Raw genomic sequence first — 14,669 nt, forward strand, 5'->3', positions numbered from 1 at the left:
TAGGCGTCGCTCCACGATGTCCGCTGCGGGTCAAAAGCGACGGTTTGGCGATGTCCGCGCTACTTCCGCTTTACCCCCGAAAACCGACATTCATCGTGAGGGGCGGCATGTCTCAAAGGGGCCAATCGCAGACATTCTGCCTGCTCATTCGATCACTTCGTCGGCGGTCAGGAGAGAGTCTCGACCAGCCGCCAAACCAAGCGCCTTGGCCGCTTTAAGGTTTACAACCAGCTCGAACTTGGTTGGCTGCTGTATCGGCAACTCGGCCGGCGTTGCGCCTTTGAGTATTCTGTCCAGATAGATAGCGGTCGCGCGTGACAGGTCAGGCAGGTTGACTCCGTAAGAGACAAGGCCACCGAGCTCCACGCCCTCTCTGGCGGCGTAGATCGTCGGGAGGCGGTTCTTCTCGGCAAAGGGTACAATCCGAGAGTACTGGCTGTACAGCATCGGACTAGGAAACACGACGAGACCATCCGCTCGCGCTTTGGCCAACTCCGCAAACGCGCTTTCGAGATCGGCGGGGCTATCCGCCGGCACAAGTTGAAGGCTTGCTCCGAGAGATCGGGCGGCGCTCTCAATCTCGTTCAGCATCCCCTTCATTGTGCGCTCACCGTATGCGCGAGGGTGCCACAAAACGACAACGTGAGAGAGACCGGGAACGATCTCCTTAAGCAGTTGAAGCCGTTTGGACACCAACTCCGGGCCGAGAAATGCCGTCCCGGTGACATTGCCGCCCGGCCGCGCCAGGCTGGAAGCGAGTTCGTCGTCGACGGGATCTGCCATGCCTATGCCGACAATCGGAATGGTGGAAGTCGCATTCTTGGCTGCGCGGACGGCCGGGGTAGCCAAAGCAACAATTGCGTCGACGCGGTGCGTCACGAATTCCTGCGCGTACTCGTTGAGCTTGGCCTCATCGCCGTCTGCGAATTTACGGTAAAACGCGACATTCTTTCCTTCAGTATAGCCGAGCACACGCAATGCCGGCACAAACGCATCGAGAGTCTTTAGACTTGCGTCGGACTTGTCACCGCGGCCGAGTGAAAGCACACCGATCTGATGAAGCTTGGTCGGTTGCTGAGCATGACCTGCGAACGGCCACGTTGCAGCCATACCCCCAACAACCGTGATGAACGTGCGCCGTTTCATGCGGCCCTCAGCCAAGCCGAACTATCGTACAGACAAAAGGTGGCGCCTTGGAAGTGTAATCAGGCCGGTGAAAGTCTGCTTTGGGTCAAAATGCGAAGAACTCAGAGTGAGCAAATCCAGTCCGCTTCACCCCACTAAGCGGACCTCAACGAGGAGTGTCGTCACTTCGCTGATGGGTCATCAGCCGACGTGATTGCCTGTGAATAATCTAGGAGTCCGGGCCGCGGAGCGGCACGGGTCGAGGTATTGGGTCAATCCGGCCGCGGGAGCCGAACAACCACCCAGTCTCTAAGCGGAACGCAAACTTACCTGGAGCCGGAAACTAGATTGCCGACGCAGCTTCTCGAAGAAACGAATGTCGACCCAGAGGTGTGCGTGTGCGCAGTCGCAAGCTGTTCTATCTCGAGCGTTCGGCCGCCGCCGTTAGCACAGGATAGCGGGCATAGAGCGTGTCGACGCGGTCCCGCCACATCGCCACGAACGCACCCGAGGTGAGATCATCGACCGACTTCCATTCGCGTTTGACCGCAGGCAGCGTATTGCCCCAGATAGCGCGCTTGCACCATCGCTCGCCCTTTGCCGAGCCCTCCCGGGTTGCGCACATCGACTTCCAGGCAATCCGCTGCGGACGGCTGATGTGTTGGGCGGCTCCTTCCCAGCCCTGCTGGTGGATCAGGTAGAGGTCGGAAAGGGTCGGCTTTTTCTGCGTCAATATTTCGAATAGCGCAGCCTCGCTGAGAAACTTGTAGGCGGCACCTACAGCGTTGTCGCGAGGATTGAGGATGTCGCCCGATCCGTATTTGCTGAACTCAAACTTGCTCAGCTGGAACAGGCCGATATAGGAGCCGGTGCGTTGCTTGGGATTGAAATCGGATTCGATTTTGGCGACCGCCTTCATGAAGTTGACATCGACACCGAACGCTGCGGCTGCACGTTCGATCTCCTGGACGGGCGTTCCGAGCGGAACGTCGCTCAACGCCGACAAGGCGATCTTCGCGGGTTTCTCCGGCGGCGGAATTTCCGAGTAGACGTAGTATTTGAGATACGACGGTTTGCCTTCGCCCGGATTGGGCGAAGCAACGGGCGGGCGGTCCTGCTGTAGCGTTGCCGAGTTCTCGGGCGACGCTGCCTCAAGGCTGGCGACCTGCAACATTGGCTCTTGCGAAGTGGTTACATCGGACGGCGGCACCGAGTCCGGCGCCGCGGCGCTGAATCCCGCCGCAACGATCGCATTAGCCGATAATCCTGTATCGAATTTCGTCTCGATGGCCGGGGCCGGAAACGCGGCGCCGGCATTTGTCAGAACCGTCGTCACATTCAGCGGGATGCCGCTGAATGCATCAGCCACTCTTGCATTCGGCGTTGCGATGCTTGGGCGCGGTACCGCGATCTGACCAATCGCGACAAGCGAAGTCGCTGTCAGCGCGCCGGCAATACAGCTTGTTTGCCAAATCTTCAATGTCGCCAGCCGCGCGGCCGCGGTCCCCCCCATTCACGTCCCCGACTTGGCACGCAGATTAAGGAGGTGAGGGGATGACAATGGGGCGCACCTGTGGCGCAGGTGCGGCCAGTCTCGGCCGCGTCGCCAAGATTGCCTAAATTGAAAGTTGCGGTCGTGATGCGCCTCCCGCCGAGGAACAGGACGGGCGCCATATCGCGCAACCATCGCTAAACAAGGCATCTTCGTGCGTTAGCGCATCGAGACCGGCGCCCGCGCGCACGCCGCTCCCAAGCATCTCGAGGCCGCGACGTCGCAAGACCCGAGGACGGTTCGCTGGGATGGACAATCGCGATCCGCTTTATGACCGCTAGCGTCGGTCTCAGCGGAGCCGGTCTAGCCAAGCTCAGGTTTGCCGTGACCGTTGTCTCCGCTCGGGCCGGAGCGTTGCAGCTCACCACAGCGCCTGCCGCATTCTTGCGCAACAGTAAACTAGTGCGCCAATGTCTCAGTTGGGTCAATCGCGTCGCTTGGCCCGTAGCTCGACGACTTCCGGTCTACTCCCCGCTCCGGACATGTCGCAAACTGAAGCGATGGGCCATAACCGGACTCATGCGTCGCAGCAGAGTGCCGCTATTCAATCGCCTCACGGGATGGAGAGCTAATCGGGCAACCCCGCTTTCCGAAGACCCTCAATAAACAGCTTTGCGTTTGATAGTCCGGCCCGGGCGATAAGCGCCGATATTGTAAAGGCGGGATCGATCTCAAGCACACGCGCCGCCGCGTCGTGCGCGTCAGCGTCACGTCCGAGATGGGCGAAGGCGGACGCGAGCCATTGGTAAGTTGCCAAATAAAGGTTCTGACGAAGGGCTTTCTTCAATACGACGATGGCTTCGTCAAAGCGGCGAAGCTCGATAAGGGCCTGCCCAATGCCAGTAAGCGTCATGTATAGTAGCGGGTCTACTGGGCTCATGCGAACGGCACGTTCAAAGCTCCAGATCGCTTCCTCCGGCAGCCCCGCAATTCTATAGACATGGCCTCTGCAGCTCCATGTGAGCCATGAATTTGGGTTGAGCCCGACCGCCCGGTCAGCCATTTCGATCTCGGCTTCACGATCGCCGACCATGAACGCCGAGATTACGGCAGCCCTTGCTAACGTGTCCGGATCGCCATCGTCGATGCTCAATGCCAAACGAGCAAGCCGAACCGCTTCCTTGCGGTCGAACTGAGGATCGTTGGCATAGCCCAAAAGGACGTTGAGCATGTGGCAGACACCTGCCAGAGCCGCGACAGCGCCGAACCGAGGGTCGAGCTCCAAGGCGCGGTGGAACAGTCGGATTGCCTCGGCCAACCCTTCGCGGGTCCTTAGGTAGAACTGCGGCATGGCACGGAGATAAAAATCATACGCGGTGAGGTTCTCTGGCCGCCGCCGCGTCGCCAATTCAATTTCTGTTTGAAGCATCTTTGGCTCAATGGCCGACACAACGGCGAGCGTTACTTCGTCCTGAAGAGCAAAAACGTCGGTCAGGTCACGCTCAAACCTGTCCACCCAGATGTGCGCGCCTGTAACCGCATCGATCAACTGCCCTGTGATGCGAACTTTCCCCGACGCCTTCCGCACAGACCCCTCGAGGACATAGCGCACGCCGAGCCTTCGCCCGACTTCCTTGATATCGACCGCTCGACCCTTGAAGGTGAAGCTCGAATTGCGCGCGATCACGAACAGCGACTTGAAGCGCGACAGCGCGGTGATGATCTCCTCGACCATTCCGTCCGCAAAGTATTCCTGTTCGGGATCGCCGCTCATGTTCTCGAACGGCAGTACGGCGATGGAAGGCTTGTCCGGGTGTGGCGGGGCCGCACTCAGCCCCTCTGTCAGCGCCCCTGGCGCTCCGGCGCGGACAGCGTAGGCGCGGACCGGCTTGGAGATGTTCTTGAGCTGCTGCTCGCCACGATCCTCGAAGCCAGTGTCTAGCTTGCCCTCGACTTCGTTGTAGACCTTGTCGGAAATCAGGATACCGCCCGGATCGGCGATCCCCTCCAGCCGAACAGCAATGTTGATCCCGTCGCCGTAGAGGTCGTCGTCCTGTCCAACGATCACGTCACCAAGGTTGAGCCCGATGCGTAGCTTGAATGGACCGCTACCCTCGGCGAGATGATCCTGTATCTCAACCGCGCATCTCATGGCGGCCAGGGGACTGGCGAACTCGGCGAGTGCGCCATCACCCGTTGTCTTGATTAGACGGCCTTCGTGGCGGGAGAGGCTCGGCTCGATCAGTTCTCGCTTGAGCCGCTCGAACTCGGCATAGGTAGCTTCCTCAGCGCGTTGCATCAACGCAGAGTAACCGACCACGTCGGCAGCCAAAATCGCCGCTAATCGCCTTTGAACCCGCTGCTCCGTCACAGCGCTCTCCGAACGGCCAGCCAAAAATTCGTCGCTGGGGCCAGGAGGAGCCTAGCACTTTGTTGCGGACCTGTGAGCGGTAATCGCGGGAGGAGCCCTGTTGCCCCGAGGCGGCATTTGCTGTTGCACGGCGGCAGTAAGCGTGCGGCAACTCGGAAGGTCCGAGTTGGGTCACGACCGGTAAGGCTTGGATCGAGCACGTGAGTTCTGCTTCGCATCCGAAAGCGGACATCTCGCCTCAATGAGTACACGCCCTCTGGAAGTACAACGCCAATCGGCTTGAATTTCGTGCAAACCTGGAGCTGCAGTGGCGGGAGTTCTCTCTGAAATCTCGCTCTGTATGCCGAGACCCAGTGCCGACCTCTACCGAAATCCATGAACATCGCCGAATTGCAACACGCAGCGACATCCCGGTCTGTCGGCGAGCCTGCACTGGTTGTGCGACGCGCTCAATCCCGCGACATCTTCTCGAACTTCTTCACCAGCCGTTCCCGCTTCAGCCGCGATAGCCGTTGGATCCAGAACATTCCATCGAGCTGGTCGATCTCGTGCTGGTGACAAACGGCGCGCAAGCCGTCCGACTCCTCGTTGTGCGTGTTGCCGTCAACATCCTGATAGCTGATCCGCACCCGTGCGTGGCGCTGGACCTCGTCGTTGACGCCGGGCATCGAGACGCTGCCTTCCTTGTGCAGGATCATCTCGGGCGAAGCCCACTCGATCTCCGGATTGACGTAGGTTTGCGGGCCCGCCTTGGCGTCGAGCTCGAGCACGACGACGCGCAAGGGCACGCCGATATGCGGCGCCGTGATGCCGATCCCGGGCGCGGCGCGCATGGTGTCGAGCAGATCCGCTGCAAGCTCGCGCAAGGCGTCGTCGAATGCGGTGACGGGACGGGCCGCCATCGCGAGCCGGCGGTCGGGATAGCGGAGGAGGGGACGAATGGTCATGCAGGCTCCCTACCACTCACGGATGGTTGAAGCATCCCGTTCTTGACTGCCTACCAACTGGAAGGTAGTTAATCCGTCATGACCAACGTTTCCTCGACGGCCGACGACATCCTGGCCTGCGCGCGTACCCTGATCATCGCGGGCGGCTATAACGGCTTCAGCTATGCCGACGTGGCCGAAATCGTCGGTATCCGCAAGCCGAGCATTCACCACCATTTCGCCAGCAAGGTCGATCTGGTCCGAACCCTCGTGTCGCGCTATCGCGCGGAAGCCGAGGCGGGACTGTCCGCGCTCGAACGCAATGTCGCGGACCCCCGCGACCAGCTCAAAAGCTATGTCGGGTATTGGGAGGCGTGCATCAATGATGCGACGGCGCCCTTCTGTGTGTGTGCGCTGCTTGCCTGCGAGTTACCGATCCTGCCGGAGGAGGTGGCGCTGGAAGTCCGCGCGCATTTCCGTGCGCTGACGTCGTGGCTGACCTCGGTGATGGAGCGCGGCAAGCGGAAGGGGCAGCTGCATCTCTCCAGCGCAGCGAAGATCGAGGCTGAAGGCTTCATGGCGACCGTTCACGGCGCGATGCTGTCGGCGCGTGCCTATGGCGACCCAAAGATGTTCGGCGTGATCACCGGGCCGCTGCTGGATCGGTTGTCCGCCAGGCACTGAAACATTTCGACGAGGCGACAACGACACGCCCGCAGGCACGCTGGGGGCGGAGGGCGACTTGTTGCGCGTAAGACTACCAACTAGTAGGTAAAGGAGAGAGTGCAGTGACGCATCATCAATTGGATCTCGTTCGGGCCGACCGCGAGCAATGGCTGAAGGTCTACTACTTCATTCGGGCGGCGTTCTCCGTCGCCTGGGTCGTTGCTGCGTTTGCCGTCGGGCCGTCATCTGCGGCGATCGCCGGAGCCTTGCTCGTGCTCTATCCGGCATGGGACGCCGCGGCAAACTTGGTCGACGCGTTGCGCAGTGGCGGGCTCGCTCAAAATCGCACGCAGGCGCTGAACGTTCTGGTCAGCCTGGTGACCACTGTCGCGGTCCTCGTCGCCTTGCGGATGAGCATGAACGGGGTGCTCGGCGTCTTCGGGGCCTGGGCGATCCTGTCCGGATTGCTCCAGCTGGGGACCGCGATTCGCCGCTGGAGAAGTTTTGGCGCGCAGTGGGCCATGGTGCTCAGCGGCGGTCAGTCGGCTCTGGCCGGTGGCTTCTTCATCTTTCAGGCCACGACGCCGATGTCTCCAACGATCGCGAATGTCGCGGGCTACGCTGCGGTCGGCGCGATCTACTTCCTGGTCTCGGCGGTATGGCTGACCGTGACCGAGTGGCGGCGTGGCGCAGCCATGTGAGGCGTCGCCGTTGCCGTTCATTCGTGCGGATAGGGCGTGCCATCCTTGTGCAGGAACCGGCCGCTGGAAGCCGGGCTCATCATATCGACGTCGGAGCAGGTGATGAGGTCATCGGGCGAGCGCGAGCCGACTTCGAGGTAGACGGCCGTCGCATCGGACCGGTTGATCATGTGATGGCCGTTGCCGCTCCCCTTCGGGAAGGCGGCGCAGTCGCCGGCGCTCAGCACGGTTTCGCCCTCGTCCTCGACAAGCGTCAGCTCGCCTTCAAGCACATAGACGAACTCGTCCTCATGCGAATGCCAGTGCCGCTGGCTCGACCAGCTGCCCGGCGGCAGACGCATCAGGTTGACGCCGAAATCCGTCAGCTTTCCGGCATTGCCCAGCCGTTGCCGGATGCGCTCGGCGCAGGGCGCGTCGAGCGGCGCGGGATAACCCGAGCCTTTTCGGCCCGGCACGGTGGCGAGATCAATCTTTGGCATGCAGCTATTCCCTCCGAAGTCGGAGCATTGACCGCGCACCGGATCGGTGGCGTGCGCCAGATCGGCGGCGTCCGGAGTGCGATGAGATCGCGTTGGCGGGATGATGACATTGTGCCGGTGTTTTGCCCGACGTGTCAAACGCGCCCCTCGCGTTGCGGGTCGTTGGTAAGTCCTTGATCCGGCAGCGGCCGGCTACTGTGCATGGGGTTGTTTTCGGGATTTTTGTTTGGCGGCGCCAAAAAAATCTGGTGTCCTCGATGCCGTTGTCGGCAGGCGCAGTTCCCATTCGTCTTCCACCCAGACAGACCTGACGGGAGACCCAAATGAACGCTTCCTCCTATCGCTGGGTGATCGTTGCCGCCGGCGGCTTGCTCGGCTGCGTCGCGATCGGCGGCATGTTTTCGCTGCCGGTGTTCCTCCAGCCGATCGCCAAGGACACCGGCTGGTCGGTGACCGGCATTTCCAGCGCGATGACGATAGGCTTCCTGGCGATGGCCTTTACCAGCATGGCCTGGGGCACGGCGACCGACAGATTCGGGCCGCTGCCGGTGGTGCTGACGGGATCGGCGGTGCTGTCGCTCAGCCTGTTCGCCGCAAGTCATGCGACCTCGCTGCTGGCGTTCCAGGTCATGTTCGGCCTTCTGGTCGGTGCCTCCTGCGCGGCGATCTTCGCGCCGATGATGGCGACCGTCACCGGCTGGTTCGACACCCATCGCAGCCTGGCGGTGTCGCTGGTGTCGGCCGGCATGGGCATGGCGCCGATGACGATGGCGCCGCTCGCGGCCTGGCTGGTCTCCGGCCACGACTGGCGCACCTCGATGCAGATCGTGGCGCTGGTGGTCGGCGCCATCATGATCCCGGTCTCGTTCCTGGTACGACGCCCGCCCGCGCTCGCGCATGCCGTCGCCGCGCCTGCGGGCGAGAGCGCGTCGCAAGGGGAGATGTCGCTGGGCGAGGCGCTGCGCTCGCCGCAATTCATGATCCTGCTCGCAACCAACTTTTTCTGCTGCGCCACCCATTCCGGCCCGATCATCCACACCGTCAGCTATGCCGTGAGCTGCGGCATCCCGCTGATCGCGGCGGTGACGATCTACAGCATCGAGGGTTTTGCCGGCATGGGCGGCCGTATCGCCTTCGGGCTGCTCGGCGATCGTTTCGGCGCCAAGCGCGTGCTGGTGACGGGCCTGCTGTTGCAGGCGTTCGGCGCGCTCGCCTATGTCTTCGCGCAGCAACTCGCGACGTTCTACGCGGTCGGCGCTGTCTTCGGCTTCATCTATGCCGGCACCATGCCGCTCTATGCCGTGCTGGTGCGCGAGAACTTTCCGCTGCGCATGATGGGCACGGTGATCGGCGGCACGGCGATGGCCGGCAGCCTCGGCATGGCGACCGGCCCGCTCGCCGGCGGCCTGATCTACGACGCGTTCTCCAGCTACGCCTGGCTCTATATCGCCTCCTGGGCGATGGGCCTCGGCGCCTTCCTGATGGCGATGAATTTCAGGCCATTCGCGAAGCCGCAAGGCGAGGCCGCGGCGGCGGCGGCGTGACGAGGTCTACGACTGGATGTGCTTTTCGAAAAAGAGATCCGGGTAGGGATCATCGTTGAAGCGGGGGATCTCGCGCCAGCCCGTGGTGCGGTAGAGCTGGCCGGCCTCGGCGAGCGCGCTGTTGGTGTCGAGCCGCAGCAGCGTGATGCCGAGGTCGCGTGCGGCATTCTCGGCCGCGTCCATCAGGCGCCGGCCGAGCCGCAATCCGCGCGCTGCAGGGGCAACCCAGAGACGCTTGATCTCGGCATAGCCGTGATCCGTTCCCTTCAATCCGACGCAGCCGATCGGCAGCGTGTCGGACATCGCCACGATGAAGGTGCCGCGCGGTCGGCGCATGTCCTTGGCGTCAGGATCGCGCGACAGCGAGACGTCAAAACCCTGCTTGAAGCGGCGGCCGAGCTCGGAATAGTACTCGCGCAGGCAATAACGTGCTGCTTCGCTCCGCGGATCCATCTCCTCCAGCGCGACGCGCTCGCGCGTCAATGCGGAGGCGATCAGGTCCATCGCCGCCAGCAGCGCCTCCCGCTGCGAATGTTGTGCCAGGAAGCCTTCGGCCTGCGCATTGGACAGCGCCTCGTAGGCTGCGAACTCGCGCCGGCCCGCGCGCGTCAACGTTGCGACACGGCGGCGCGCATCGTCCTCATGCGTCGTGGTCTCGACCAGCCCTTCGTCCTCGAGGCTGCGGAGCAGCCGGCTCATCAATCCGGAATCGAGCCCGAGATAGTCGCGGATCTCCGCCACGTCCGAGCGCCCATGTCCGATCGCATTGAGCACGCGCGCCGCCCCGAGCGGCCGGCCGCGCCCGAGGAACGAGGTGTCGAGCGCGCCGACGGCGGAGGTTACGGCGCGATTGAAGCGGCGGACGCGGGAGATGGGATCGAGCATGATACCTGACTTTAGTCAGATATTGTGTGCGGGTCAATCGAGACGGCCGGTCTCACTTCACCAGCGTCAGCAGCGGCTTGTCCTTGGCGACGATATAGGTCGCAAGCTCGCTCGCGGTGTCCGTGCCGACGTTCTTCGCCGCATGAACCGCTCCGGCCGGAATGAACAGCACGTCGCCTGCCCTAAGCGTCACCGGGGGCTTGCCCTCGACGTCGTATTCGATGGCGCCTGTCAGCACATAGATAATCTCCTCGCCTGGATGCGTGTGCCGGCCGAACGCAACTCCGGGCGCGAGGTCGACGCGGACCTGGACCGCCTCGCGACCGGGCGCGCTGAGATCATGGCGCTGGAGGTCGGTGCGCGTGACGCCGGCCGACTGGGCTGCCGCCGGCAGGGTGAGAAGGTTGGTGGCGAGCACGGCAGCGCTCGTAAGCATGCGCAGGGTTCGTAGTGGATAGGGGCTCATGGTCGGCTCCTGATGTTCGCTTGATGGCGGGTCAGACGAGGGTGGTGGTCACCTCGATGTTGCCGTGGACGGCCTTGGAGTAGGGGCAGATGCCGTGCGCCGCCTCGATCAACTCCTGGGCGATCGTGCGATCGACGCCGGGAACGCTGACGTCGAGACGGGCCCGCAGGAAGAAGGCGCCGTTGGCGTTGCTCAGGTCGATCGTGGTGTCGACCGACGGCTCGCTCGGCAGCTTGACCTTGCGCTGGGCGGCGGCGAGGCCGAGCGCGCCGAGGTAGCAGGCCGACCAGGCGGCGGCGAACAGGTTCTCGGCGGCCGGGTGCGGCTGGGCCAGCTTGATATCGAGAGAGCCGTCGTTCGCGTGCGCGGCGCCGTCGGGGCCGGAGGTGACGTGGGTCTTGCCGGTGAAGAGAAGCTTTGCAGCGGTGGTCATCGCGGATCCTTTCGGGTTCGGCCTAAATCGTATCCGATCTAATCGGATGCGTGCTGAAATAAACCCGTCGCTCTGTCCGGTCAAGCTCTTCCGATTTAATCGGATGCGATTTATATTGACGCGGAGATCACGAATTGCGGAGGTTCACGTGTCCCGTCCCGCCAAAGCCGCCGGCAAAGGCCGAAAACTGTCGAATTTCCTGTGCTTTGCCGTCTATTCGGCCAATCTGGCCTTCGGTCGCGCCTACAAGCCTCTGCTCGACAAGGTGGGACTGACCTACACCCAGTACATCGCCATGGTGGCGCTGTTGGACGAAGACGAGCAGACCGTCAGCGCGCTCGGCGACAAGCTGTTCCTGGAATCCAACACGCTGACGCCGATCCTGAAGAAGCTCGAGCAGATCGGTTACATCAAGCGCCACCGCGATCCCGCCGACGAGCGGCAGGTGCGGGTGAGCCTGACGCCGGGCGGCCGAAAACTGATCGAACAGGATCTCGGCGAGTCCGTGATCGAGGCGACCGGCCTCGGCGACGATTTTCCGGTGGTGCAGAAGACGGTGAGCCGCTTGCGCGACAATCTGCTGCGCGCGACCCAGGCGGCCGGAGAGAAGAAACGCTGAGCGGGCAGCGCCTTCCCGCTGGGAAAGTCGGAGGCGGCGTCCGCCTCCGATACAAGCACGAAGGAAAAGCGCGCGGCTCTAGTTGCAGACCGTGCGCGGAATCATCCAGGTCGCAAAAGTCTGCCAGAACCCGTCTTCGCGACGGCGCTGGTAAGCGACGAAGTCGGCGTCATCATCATCATGCACGAGTTCATAGCGATAAGTGTTGGCTGCAGTGGTGTTGGGCTTGCTCATGGAGCACTCCATCTCGAATGGGCTTTGCTTCGAGCTAGGTGCGGTGCAGCAAAAGTCCAATGGGAGTATGATGATCAGCGCATCACGTTGTGGAGAGTACTCAGTCCAGCCCGAGCGCCTTGCGCGATTTGCGCGTGAGCTTTGCGACGATCAGGGCATGGGCCTGCGCCAGATAGGCGGTGAGTTCCGCATCGGGAAGTGCGTTGTTGCTGGCGAGCTGCACCCATTTGGCGCGCGCCAGATAGGGCGCCGGTCGTGCCACGCCGTGCTCGATCAGCATCGCATAGGCCATGTCCGAGACCTTGAACATGTAGCCGCCGGAGCCCGCGGCAAAGCCGCCGCCGAGCGCGAACATCTTGCCGCCGACCTTGAACACGGAGGTGCCTTCCCACTGCACCACCTTGGTGGCCGCGGGCAGGCGCAGGCAGCGGGCTTCGAATGTCTTGGGTGTCATGCGATCGCAATTGAGACGAAAGGCCTGCCGTTATGGCAACATGCATCTTCCAACAAGGGATGAATTTGCGATGTCGCGCGTTTCGATCAAGACCAGGGACGATCTGCCGGAGGCGCTGAGGCCGCTGTGGGACAAGATGACGACCTACGGCGCGTTCGAGAACCAGGCCGGTGTCATGGCCCACCGCCTGCCGATCTTCAAGCATATGTGGTCGCTGCTGGTCGATCTTGCTGAAGAAGGCAATGTCTCGAAGCGCCATCTGGAGCTCGCGCTGGTCACGGTCTCGCTGCTCAACAAATGCGACTATTGTGTCTCGCACCACGCACCAAAGCTGGCGGTGCAGGGCGTGTCTGAGGAGGGCGCCGCGCGCCTCGTCGATTACAAGGACCACCCCGAGCTCGATGAGCTCGACAAGCTCGTCGTCGAATATTCCATCGCCGTCACCAACAACTGGAACAAGACTCGCGACGAGATATTCGCTCGCCTGCGCGCGCATTTCTCGGAAGCCCAGATCGTCGAGCTGACCTGGCGCATCGCGCTCTGCGGTGCCTTCAACCGCTTCAACGACATCCTTCAGCTCGAGGTCGAGCAAGGCGTTCCCCACAGCGAAGCCGCGGAGTAATCGGCCGCCGGCGGTGCTGGTCCCCCGAGCCGGGACCGGCGCGGATAGCCCGATCACAGATTTGTGGGTTGCAGCCCGTTTATCGCAAATCATATCGTAAGATATGTTTTACAAAAGGACGTACGATATGCACCACGAACGAGACCACAAAGATTTCCATTTTGGGCATTTCGCCCATTTCGTCATGGGCCGGCACGGCGGCGGACGGCGCTTCGGCCGCGGCGGGCATGGCTTCTTCGGGCGCGGCCCGGGGGGCGATTTCCCCGGCGCAAGGCGGCTGTCCTCGCAGGACCTCCAGCTCGTGATCCTGGCGTTGCTCGCCGAAAAGCCGGCTCATGGATACGAGCTGATCAAGATTATCGAGGAGCGGTCCGACGGCTTCTACACGCCGAGCCCGGGCGTGATTTATCCGGCGCTGACCTATCTGGAAGAGGTCGGCCACAGCAGCGTCGAGCAGGATGGCGGTCGAAAGCTCTACAGCATCACGCCGCAGGGCGAGGCGCATCTCGCCGAGAACCGCGCGACTGCGGACGCGATCCTGCAAGCGCTGTCGCGGATCGGGCGCCGCATGGACGAGGTGCGCGAGGCCTTTGCCGGCGTCAGCGATCTCGATGCCGACGCCTCCGACGAATTGCACCGTGCCCGCCACAACCTCAAGCGCGCGCTGCGTTCCAGGCTTGGCAGCGACCCCGCCGAGGCGCGCCGCATCGCGGCGATCCTGGATCGTGCCGCCGCGGAAATCCTCGGCAAATAACTGAGAGGCGAAGCAACACATGAATGATCGGCCCCACAGCCCGATTCAAGACCCACGCGTCAACGCCGTCCTCGCGCGCCTCCAAGGCGCGCGGCAGCGGCCGGCCGGCAGCGTGCCGCGCGGCTCCTTCAACAGCCGTGATCCCCACGCCTATGCCGAGCAGGGCTTTTCGATTCATTCCGAGCAGGGCGAACTGATCTATCTGCTGTGCCGTGGCTTGCGTGCTACGCGCGTGGCCGAGTTCGCCACCTCGGTCGGCATGTCCACGCTCTATTTCGCGGCCGCTATCCGCGACAATGGCGGCGGCACCGTGATCGGCTCGGAGATCGTGCCGGCCAAGGTCGAGACCGCCAAACGCAATCTCGCCGAGGCCGGCCTTGCCGACTATGCCGAGATCCGCGAGGGCGATGCGCGAAAAACCTTGCGCGATCTCGGCGGTCCCGTCGACTTCGTTCTGATCGACGGCTGGCCGGGTGAGAGCGGTCCCTCGCTGGCGCGCGAGGTGATCGGGATCGTCGCGCCGCAGCTGCGCGTCGGCGGCTACGTCATGAACGACAATGCCGAGCCCGACTATCTCGCCTTCATCCGCGATCCCGACAACGGCTTCGTATCGATGACGCTGCCGCTCAAGGGCGGCACCGAGCTCAGCCTCAAGGTGAGGTAGCGGCGTCGCTTGCGCGATAGGCGTCGGGAACCACGAACACCTCGTCGGCGCGGCCATAGCCGCCATCAGGCACTTCCTCGATCAGCACCATGGTGTGCGTCCGCGCCGCTTCGCCGAAATAGTGCGCGAACAGCGCGGTGAGGTTGTGCACGATCTCCGCCTTCTGCGCCCGCGATAAGGCGGCCTGGGGGATCTTGATATTGGCGAAAGGCATGATGGGTCTCTCCGTGTGAT

Annotated in this window: 18 protein-coding genes; 7 read left to right on the plus strand and 11 right to left on the minus strand. The window is 62.8% G+C overall.

The window, feature by feature from the left end; all coding sequences use genetic code 11:
* Positions 1 to 144 precede the first annotated feature (144 nt).
* The 4 genes from ABIA90_RS05540 to ABIA90_RS05555 all read right to left on the minus strand — a co-directional run bounded on the left by ABIA90_RS05540 (position 145) and on the right by ABIA90_RS05555 (position 5,935).
* Positions 145 to 1,146 carry an ABC transporter substrate-binding protein gene (locus ABIA90_RS05540; protein ID WP_354117551.1) on the minus strand — a complete coding sequence of 334 codons (1,002 nt, stop codon included), beginning with the start codon at positions 1,144 to 1,146 and terminating at the stop codon, positions 145 to 147.
* Positions 1,147 to 1,543: 397 nt separating this feature from the next.
* A complete protein-coding gene (locus tag ABIA90_RS05545) occupies positions 1,544 to 2,638 on the minus strand; it encodes a transglycosylase SLT domain-containing protein (protein ID WP_354117552.1) in 1,095 nt (364 codons plus the stop codon).
* A gap of 607 nt (positions 2,639 to 3,245) precedes the next feature.
* Positions 3,246 to 4,988, minus strand: a complete 1,743-nt coding sequence (locus ABIA90_RS05550; protein ID WP_354117553.1) for an adenylate/guanylate cyclase domain-containing protein — start codon at positions 4,986 to 4,988, stop codon at positions 3,246 to 3,248.
* 449 nt (positions 4,989 to 5,437) lie between these two features.
* Entirely contained in the window at positions 5,438 to 5,935 is a 498-nt protein-coding gene (locus ABIA90_RS05555) for a peptide deformylase (RefSeq protein WP_354117554.1), read from the minus strand.
* Between the two features lie 78 nt (positions 5,936 to 6,013).
* Here ABIA90_RS05555 and ABIA90_RS05560 point away from each other — a divergent pair, with 78 nt between their 5' ends.
* Both ABIA90_RS05560 and ABIA90_RS05565 read left to right on the plus strand, forming a co-directional pair.
* Positions 6,014 to 6,598: a TetR/AcrR family transcriptional regulator gene (locus tag ABIA90_RS05560; RefSeq protein WP_354117555.1), complete on the plus strand. Its 585-nt coding sequence runs from the start codon at positions 6,014 to 6,016 to the stop codon at positions 6,596 to 6,598.
* Positions 6,599 to 6,702: 104 nt separating this feature from the next.
* Entirely contained in the window at positions 6,703 to 7,281 is a 579-nt protein-coding gene (locus ABIA90_RS05565; protein WP_354117556.1) for a DUF308 domain-containing protein, read from the plus strand.
* 17 nt (positions 7,282 to 7,298) lie between these two features.
* On the opposite strand, the gene ABIA90_RS05570 is transcribed toward ABIA90_RS05565, so the two are convergent.
* On the minus strand, positions 7,299 to 7,760 hold the full coding sequence (locus tag ABIA90_RS05570; protein ID WP_354117557.1) for a cupin domain-containing protein: 462 nt from the start codon (positions 7,758 to 7,760) through the stop codon (positions 7,299 to 7,301).
* A 323-nt stretch (positions 7,761 to 8,083) separates the two neighbouring features.
* On the opposite strand from ABIA90_RS05570, the gene ABIA90_RS05575 reads away from it, so the two are divergent.
* Entirely contained in the window at positions 8,084 to 9,304 is a 1,221-nt protein-coding gene (locus ABIA90_RS05575) for an MFS transporter (RefSeq protein ID WP_354117558.1), read from the plus strand.
* A gap of 6 nt (positions 9,305 to 9,310) precedes the next feature.
* Here ABIA90_RS05575 and ABIA90_RS05580 read toward each other — a convergent pair whose 3' ends face one another.
* From ABIA90_RS05580 to ABIA90_RS05590, 3 genes are read right to left on the minus strand one after another with little or no spacing between them, the layout of a single operon-like run.
* Entirely contained in the window at positions 9,311 to 10,189 is an 879-nt protein-coding gene (locus ABIA90_RS05580; RefSeq protein ID WP_354117559.1) for a bifunctional helix-turn-helix transcriptional regulator/GNAT family N-acetyltransferase, read from the minus strand.
* A 52-nt stretch (positions 10,190 to 10,241) separates the two neighbouring features.
* A complete protein-coding gene (locus ABIA90_RS05585; RefSeq protein WP_354117560.1) occupies positions 10,242 to 10,655 on the minus strand; it encodes a cupin domain-containing protein in 414 nt (137 codons plus the stop codon).
* A 31-nt stretch (positions 10,656 to 10,686) separates the two neighbouring features.
* Positions 10,687 to 11,088: an Ohr family peroxiredoxin gene (locus ABIA90_RS05590; protein ID WP_028149769.1), complete on the minus strand. Its 402-nt coding sequence runs from the start codon at positions 11,086 to 11,088 to the stop codon at positions 10,687 to 10,689.
* Between the two features lie 148 nt (positions 11,089 to 11,236).
* On the opposite strand from ABIA90_RS05590, the gene ABIA90_RS05595 reads away from it, so the two are divergent.
* Positions 11,237 to 11,707, plus strand: coding sequence for a MarR family winged helix-turn-helix transcriptional regulator (locus ABIA90_RS05595; protein WP_259257861.1), 471 nt, complete (start codon positions 11,237 to 11,239; stop codon positions 11,705 to 11,707).
* A 78-nt stretch (positions 11,708 to 11,785) separates the two neighbouring features.
* Here the strand turns inward: ABIA90_RS05595 and ABIA90_RS05600 are convergent, their stop codons facing one another.
* Positions 11,786 to 11,941 (minus strand): hypothetical protein, encoded by a 156-nt coding sequence (locus ABIA90_RS05600; protein ID WP_094184234.1) that lies wholly within the window; start codon positions 11,939 to 11,941, stop codon positions 11,786 to 11,788.
* A gap of 100 nt (positions 11,942 to 12,041) precedes the next feature.
* Positions 12,042 to 12,395, minus strand: a complete 354-nt coding sequence (locus ABIA90_RS05605) for an MmcQ/YjbR family DNA-binding protein (protein ID WP_014495871.1) — start codon at positions 12,393 to 12,395, stop codon at positions 12,042 to 12,044.
* Between the two features lie 70 nt (positions 12,396 to 12,465).
* Between ABIA90_RS05605 and ABIA90_RS05610 the strand changes: the two genes are divergently transcribed.
* The 3 genes from ABIA90_RS05610 (at position 12,466) to ABIA90_RS05620 (ending at position 14,435) form a co-directional block, all read left to right on the plus strand.
* Positions 12,466 to 13,017, plus strand: a complete 552-nt coding sequence (locus tag ABIA90_RS05610; RefSeq protein ID WP_071914767.1) for a carboxymuconolactone decarboxylase family protein — start codon at positions 12,466 to 12,468, stop codon at positions 13,015 to 13,017.
* A 127-nt stretch (positions 13,018 to 13,144) separates the two neighbouring features.
* A complete protein-coding gene (locus ABIA90_RS05615; protein WP_259257860.1) occupies positions 13,145 to 13,771 on the plus strand; it encodes a PadR family transcriptional regulator in 627 nt (208 codons plus the stop codon).
* 19 nt (positions 13,772 to 13,790) lie between these two features.
* Positions 13,791 to 14,435, plus strand: coding sequence for an O-methyltransferase (locus tag ABIA90_RS05620; protein ID WP_354117561.1), 645 nt, complete (start codon positions 13,791 to 13,793; stop codon positions 14,433 to 14,435).
* On the opposite strand, the gene ABIA90_RS05625 is transcribed toward ABIA90_RS05620, so the two are convergent.
* The gene (locus ABIA90_RS05625) at positions 14,422 to 14,649 is read right to left on the minus strand and encodes a tautomerase family protein (RefSeq protein ID WP_014495867.1); all 228 of its coding nucleotides are present in this window, start codon (positions 14,647 to 14,649) and stop codon (positions 14,422 to 14,424) included. The two genes, ABIA90_RS05620 and ABIA90_RS05625, sit on opposite strands and share 14 nt — an antisense overlap.
* Positions 14,650 to 14,669: the final 20 nt, after the last annotated feature.

The sequence above is a fragment of the Bradyrhizobium sp. LA6.8 genome (assembly GCF_040547935.1).
Lineage (GTDB): Bacteria > Pseudomonadota > Alphaproteobacteria > Rhizobiales > Xanthobacteraceae > Bradyrhizobium > Bradyrhizobium barranii.

Coding starts and splice junctions, on each gene's coding strand:
- ABIA90_RS05555 (WP_354117554.1), bottom strand. CDS start 5,935: ATGACCATTCGTCCCCTCCTCCGCTATCCCGACCGCCGGCTCGCGATG.
- ABIA90_RS05585 (WP_354117560.1), bottom strand. CDS start 10,655: ATGAGCCCCTATCCACTACGAACCCTGCGCATGCTTACGAGCGCTGCC.
- ABIA90_RS05620 (WP_354117561.1), top strand. CDS start 13,791: ATGAATGATCGGCCCCACAGCCCGATTCAAGACCCACGCGTCAACGCC.
- ABIA90_RS05540 (WP_354117551.1), bottom strand. CDS start 1,146: ATGAAACGGCGCACGTTCATCACGGTTGTTGGGGGTATGGCTGCAACG.
- ABIA90_RS05605 (WP_014495871.1), bottom strand. CDS start 12,395: ATGACACCCAAGACATTCGAAGCCCGCTGCCTGCGCCTGCCCGCGGCC.
- ABIA90_RS05600 (WP_094184234.1), bottom strand. CDS start 11,941: ATGAGCAAGCCCAACACCACTGCAGCCAACACTTATCGCTATGAACTC.
- ABIA90_RS05545 (WP_354117552.1), bottom strand. CDS start 2,638: ATGGGGGGGACCGCGGCCGCGCGGCTGGCGACATTGAAGATTTGGCAA.
- ABIA90_RS05575 (WP_354117558.1), top strand. CDS start 8,084: ATGAACGCTTCCTCCTATCGCTGGGTGATCGTTGCCGCCGGCGGCTTG.
- ABIA90_RS05625 (WP_014495867.1), bottom strand. CDS start 14,649: ATGCCTTTCGCCAATATCAAGATCCCCCAGGCCGCCTTATCGCGGGCG.
- ABIA90_RS05560 (WP_354117555.1), top strand. CDS start 6,014: ATGACCAACGTTTCCTCGACGGCCGACGACATCCTGGCCTGCGCGCGT.
- ABIA90_RS05615 (WP_259257860.1), top strand. CDS start 13,145: ATGCACCACGAACGAGACCACAAAGATTTCCATTTTGGGCATTTCGCC.
- ABIA90_RS05570 (WP_354117557.1), bottom strand. CDS start 7,760: ATGCCAAAGATTGATCTCGCCACCGTGCCGGGCCGAAAAGGCTCGGGT.
- ABIA90_RS05590 (WP_028149769.1), bottom strand. CDS start 11,088: ATGACCACCGCTGCAAAGCTTCTCTTCACCGGCAAGACCCACGTCACC.
- ABIA90_RS05580 (WP_354117559.1), bottom strand. CDS start 10,189: ATGCTCGATCCCATCTCCCGCGTCCGCCGCTTCAATCGCGCCGTAACC.
- ABIA90_RS05610 (WP_071914767.1), top strand. CDS start 12,466: ATGTCGCGCGTTTCGATCAAGACCAGGGACGATCTGCCGGAGGCGCTG.